General features: G+C 62.8%; 4 protein-coding genes. 3 read left to right on the top strand and 1 reads right to left on the bottom strand.

The genetic code is table 11. The features are described from left to right. The first annotated feature begins 124 nt into the window (after positions 1-124). Together GY937_04620 and GY937_04615 are read left to right on the top strand one after the other, a co-directional pair. Positions 125-343 carry a hypothetical protein gene (locus GY937_04620; protein MCP5055994.1) on the top strand — a complete coding sequence of 73 codons (219 nt, stop codon included), beginning with the start codon at positions 125-127 and terminating at the stop codon, positions 341-343. A 27-nt stretch (positions 344-370) separates the two neighbouring features. Beyond that, positions 371-1,159 (top strand): enoyl-CoA hydratase/isomerase family protein, encoded by a 789-nt coding sequence (locus GY937_04615; protein MCP5055993.1) that lies wholly within the window; start codon positions 371-373, stop codon positions 1,157-1,159. Positions 1,160-1,390: 231 nt separating this feature from the next. Here the strand turns inward: GY937_04615 and GY937_04610 are convergent, their stop codons facing one another. Beyond that, positions 1,391-2,473 carry a PEP-CTERM sorting domain-containing protein gene (locus GY937_04610; GenBank protein MCP5055992.1) on the bottom strand — a complete coding sequence of 361 codons (1,083 nt, stop codon included), beginning with the start codon at positions 2,471-2,473 and terminating at the stop codon, positions 1,391-1,393. 935 nt (positions 2,474-3,408) lie between these two features. Here GY937_04610 and GY937_04605 point away from each other — a divergent pair. Next, positions 3,409-4,335 (top strand): hypothetical protein, encoded by a 927-nt coding sequence (locus GY937_04605; protein MCP5055991.1) that lies wholly within the window; start codon positions 3,409-3,411, stop codon positions 4,333-4,335. The last annotated feature ends 8 nt before the right edge of the window (positions 4,336-4,343 follow it).

Below are 4,343 nucleotides of genomic sequence, written 5' to 3'. Positions count from 1 at the left end.
CGGTCGAGCCGGGAGGGCGTTCGCCCTGGGTCAAGGACCTTTCGACCCGGAAGATCTGAATCGGAATCCGGAACGGCGGGCTGCGTCGCCCCCCGGCCAAATGATCAGATTTCTACGCTTCTGAGTGAGCGTCTACAAGTGGAGCATGGATTGGATGCCCGTGGGTAGCAGCGAGCTGGAGCTGCTCCGGGGCACCGAGTGGTATCGCTTCTCCGATGGCCTGATCGATGAAATCCGATCGTACCATTGCAACCACCACCTGCAGAGTCCGGACAACTACCAGCTGCGCGGCTTCGACTACGGCGCACGAGGCTACAGCCACCCGAAGGATGGGGGCACCTGATATTCGCGAGCGAGAGGGGTGCAGAGCATGGGTTACGTCGAGATCGAGAAGCAAGGCAGGGTGGCAGTCGTTCGTTTCGATCGCGGCGACGGGGTCAATGCCCTTTCGCAAGCGGCATTGCGCGAACTCACTGCAGCAGCACGCAGCTTCGAGGACGACATCGAAACCTCAGCCATCGTGCTGACTGGCAGCGCGCACGCATTTTCTCTGGGTGCCGACCTCAAGGACGATGAACGGGCCGCGGATGTCGAAAGCGGCATGGCCGGTCGGCGCAAGGCGCTACAGCTTGGCCCCAAGATGTGCGCCGCCTGGGAGGCGCTGGAGCCGATGACCTTCATCGCAATCGAGGGCTGGTGCGTTGGCGGCGGTGCCGCCCTGGCGGTCTCGCTCGACATTCGCGTGATGGCCGAGGATGCAACGCTCTATGTGCCCGAGATCGAGCGCGGCATGAACATGAGTTGGGGATCGGTGCCGCGCTTCGTCAACCTCGTAGGGCCATCGCGGACCAAGCGAGTGGTCGTGATGGCCGAGAAGATCGAGGCACCCCGCGCGGAGCGCTGGGGCCTGTGTGATGAGGTTACGCCGAGCGGCAACGCATTGCAGACGGCGATCGCCATGGCCCAGCGTGTCGCGGAGCTGCCACCCGTGCAGGTCCGAATGTGCAAGCAGGGGATCGACGCTGCCGCCAAGGCGCTCAATCACGCCGTGTCCTTCATGGACGGCGACCAATATGCGCTCAGCGCTACGGGCGAGGATTACAAGGAGGGAATCGTGTCCTTCCTCGAGAAGCGCCCGCCCAAGTTCACGGGCGGCTGATCACGAGGCTGCCAGCGCCCGCAGCCCGATGGGCCTCCAAGTAGCGACGGACCCACGGTCTCCCCCGGGTGTGACTTGTCAAGTCATCCCCTTGTCGGACATGGATCCCCTGTTGGAGCTCCTATCCTCTTCCGGGATGATCTCCACCTGGAGCGGATGAGCCAGAGACGGTTCATTGGATCCGTCTCTGGCTGGTGTCGTCCGTTTCCGGTTCGACCGCAAGATTCAGGACTAGCGGACGAACGCTCGGACGCGGCGCGATGCGATGGCGAGGCCCAGGATCGCCGCCGAGAGCAACGCCCCCGTATTCGGCTCGGGAACGGTTCCGCCAAAGGCGCAGCGAGCGAGTTGCACATCGTTGAAGTCGAGGTGGTCTCCGACCCACTGACCGCAACCCTGGACATTGTTCATGGTGAGCTTTCCGCCATCCTGGGAGAGGTCCCAGAAGGCAGCACCATTCACGATGACCTTGCTGAAATTGAAGTTGGTGTCATTGCCGCCGTCGAGCATCGCGAACAGGATCGCGTCGCTGCCGATTCCGCTCGTTCCATGCGTGATGGAAGCGTTGTCGAACAACCAGTTCTTGCTCTCATCGGCGAGCAGGAAGATCGCGATGGAATCTGCGGCGCCGTCGATGACGAGACCTGCGTTGTTGATCTTCATGTCGTAGCCGAGGTTGTCGATGACGATCACGTTCAGGCCGCCCGCCAGAGTGATCGTCGTGTTGCCGTCGACGCCGTTGGAGTCGAGGGTCCAGTGGCCGGTCCCGGCGTTCTTTGATCCCTGGCCAGAGACGCTCCAGCCATTCGTTGCTGACAGGCTGCTGACTTCGAGTGCGGCGGAGACGAGTTCCGTTTCGATATCCGCCATCGTGGTGGAGTCGTTCGCAAACGTCCCGCCTCCCGTCAGCGTCGAGTTGCTCCAACCTGAGCGACAACTGCCCGTTACGTTGGCGACACAGCGAACGCCGATATCCGCGTAGATGTCGATATCGGAGAAGTCATAAGTGCCACTGCTGTGAGTGACTGCGATGTTGCCGTCGTTGTAGATGCCTTGGACCGGTGCGGTAGCGCCTGCGGGAAGCGGCCACGGCGGGTTGTCATTCACATCGGGGTTGGCGCCCGACGGAACCGAGTAGATCCGGCCCAGCGAGTTGCTGCTGCTGACCTTGACCCCGGTGGATACGCTGGAAGGGCCGCGGCCAACCAGAAGGAAGTCGTCCGTATCGGAGATGGTGAATGCGGATGCGTCGGTCAGGGGAAGAATCAGTAACACAAACGCAGAAAGAGCGGCAAAGCGAGTTGAGAGCGTCATCGATGACTCCGGATCATTCAGGATTGGATTTGGAAGCTCAAACACAGAAAAAGCGGATCGTCTCCCTACGGAGACAATCCCCTTCCCTGCAGGCTAGATTAGCAATCATCGTGCCAGAATCACACTTCAGGGAATCCGTGGGGTTACTCGACCGTCGAGTGGTCACATGGGGAAATTGCTTCCACCTTTGGGAAGTCAACTTCCCAAGGGTGGGTCTGCTCCCGGAAACGGCTGATCCTGCAAGCGCATGTACGTCGGCAACACATTCTGGACAAGGACGGCTCTTCGCCAAGAGACAGTCATTGGTTTCTGACTAGGCCGCCTTCTGGGCCAGGTACTCCTTCTTCCTTCGTTCTTCTCTTGATCCTCGATCTCTCAGTCAGCACTTCGTACTGCCTCCCGCCACAGCCTTGGCCCCATGCGGCGTATGGGCTGGGAGAGCGGAAGAAGGTATTGCGACCCGCCAGGCCGCGGGGTCTCCGGAGGGATTGATCCCGTTTCAGAGAAGGAGGTTGCACGCTGTTACCCAGAAGCCGTTGGGGGAACGGGATGCCCGAAAATGTGACCGGAGGAGAACGAACTGGCGCAACGAGCAGTCCTGGCCCGGTCGAGCGCGCGGCTGGTATCGATCCGCGCTGGATGACGGCGGCTCTCAGCGACTCCGGCTCTAGAGACGAAGTCACCAGACTCTCCAATGGGCCTCCAAGTGGCGACGGAAGAGCTACTCGCCAGTCATTGAGCGAAAACGCAGCCTGAATTCCCTATGTTTTTGCTCGCGATGGTGCTGCTGTGGACGATGGCGCTCTGAAGATCGTCCTCACCTCAGCCCCTCTCCGGGACGGTCGGAGTCGACCCTCCTCGTCGGGGATTGGAGGCGCCTCCGGCGGTCCCTTGGTGTTACGGGGGCCGCACGTTGTCGGCAGCGGGGGAGGGTCATGAAGCGAAGCTCGTTCCTGGCAGTTCTGCTGTTCGCCACCCTGCTGCTGGCGCCCCTCGTCGGCGGCGCCCAGGCGGAGGACGGGACGCTGGACGACGGCGTGGACTTCTTCGAGCTCCAGGGTGTGCCGGACGACCTGCGTGCACCCTGGCGGGAGTTCCTCGAAGGCTGGTCCGCGTTCGCGAGCCCGTTGTTCCTGCTGCAGGAGTTGGTCAGCCTGGCGCTGGCGGCGGGGCTCGCGGCAGCCATTGCATTCCACCCCCGTGGGGGCCGACGTGCCATCGACCCTCTCGCCTGGGAGCGGCGCCACGCGGTGGTGATCTACGCGGTCGTCGGTGCGGTCGTCGCCGAGTTCGTGCTCTTCAACCCCCCGATGGCCTTCGTCATTTTCGGCATCGGCGGGCTGATGCGATTCCGGAGCGTGGTGGGTGGACCCGATGACACAGCGCGCACGATTCTCGCGGTCGTGGTCGGCCTGGCCTGCGGCCTCAAGTTCTTCCCGCTGGCGATCCTGGCGACCGCCTTCTACTGGGTCGGCATCTGGTTCGGGCGCTCGAAGGTGGCCTACCGCCTCGAGGTGCGCCGGATTCCCGAGGAGCGGGGCCGCGAGGCGGCGGCCGCCTGGAAACGCGCTCTCGAGGCAAGCGGCTGCTCGGTCTCCCACCTACCGGACCCAGGCCAAGGCACGGCTCGAGGCGCTGGTACTGGTTCCGGTCGACGCCGAGCCGGCCAAGCTGGAGCTGGCGCTCGACCTCCCCGACGATCTGCGAGGCCGTGCGACGTGGTCGATCGACTAGTCCCTTGTATCGACCAAAGGCGGAAGTGTTGTCATGCTAAGCACTGCGTCCCCCGCAGCCAATCGGTTCTCGCCGTGTCGCGGGCCGATTCATGGGGCCCGTATGTCGAAGAAGCGGTATCGGATTGACTTGACGG

The sequence above is a fragment of the bacterium genome (assembly GCA_024228115.1).
In the GTDB taxonomy this organism is placed as follows: domain Bacteria; phylum Myxococcota_A; class UBA9160; order UBA9160; family UBA6930.
The sequence above is the reverse complement of the archived record's forward strand: the minus strand, read 5'-3'. Positions and strand labels throughout refer to the sequence as shown.

Coding starts and splice junctions, on each gene's coding strand:
- GY937_04605 (MCP5055991.1), top strand. CDS start 3,409: ATGAAGCGAAGCTCGTTCCTGGCAGTTCTGCTGTTCGCCACCCTGCTG.
- GY937_04615 (MCP5055993.1), top strand. CDS start 371: ATGGGTTACGTCGAGATCGAGAAGCAAGGCAGGGTGGCAGTCGTTCGT.
- GY937_04610 (MCP5055992.1), bottom strand. CDS start 2,473: ATGACGCTCTCAACTCGCTTTGCCGCTCTTTCTGCGTTTGTGTTACTG.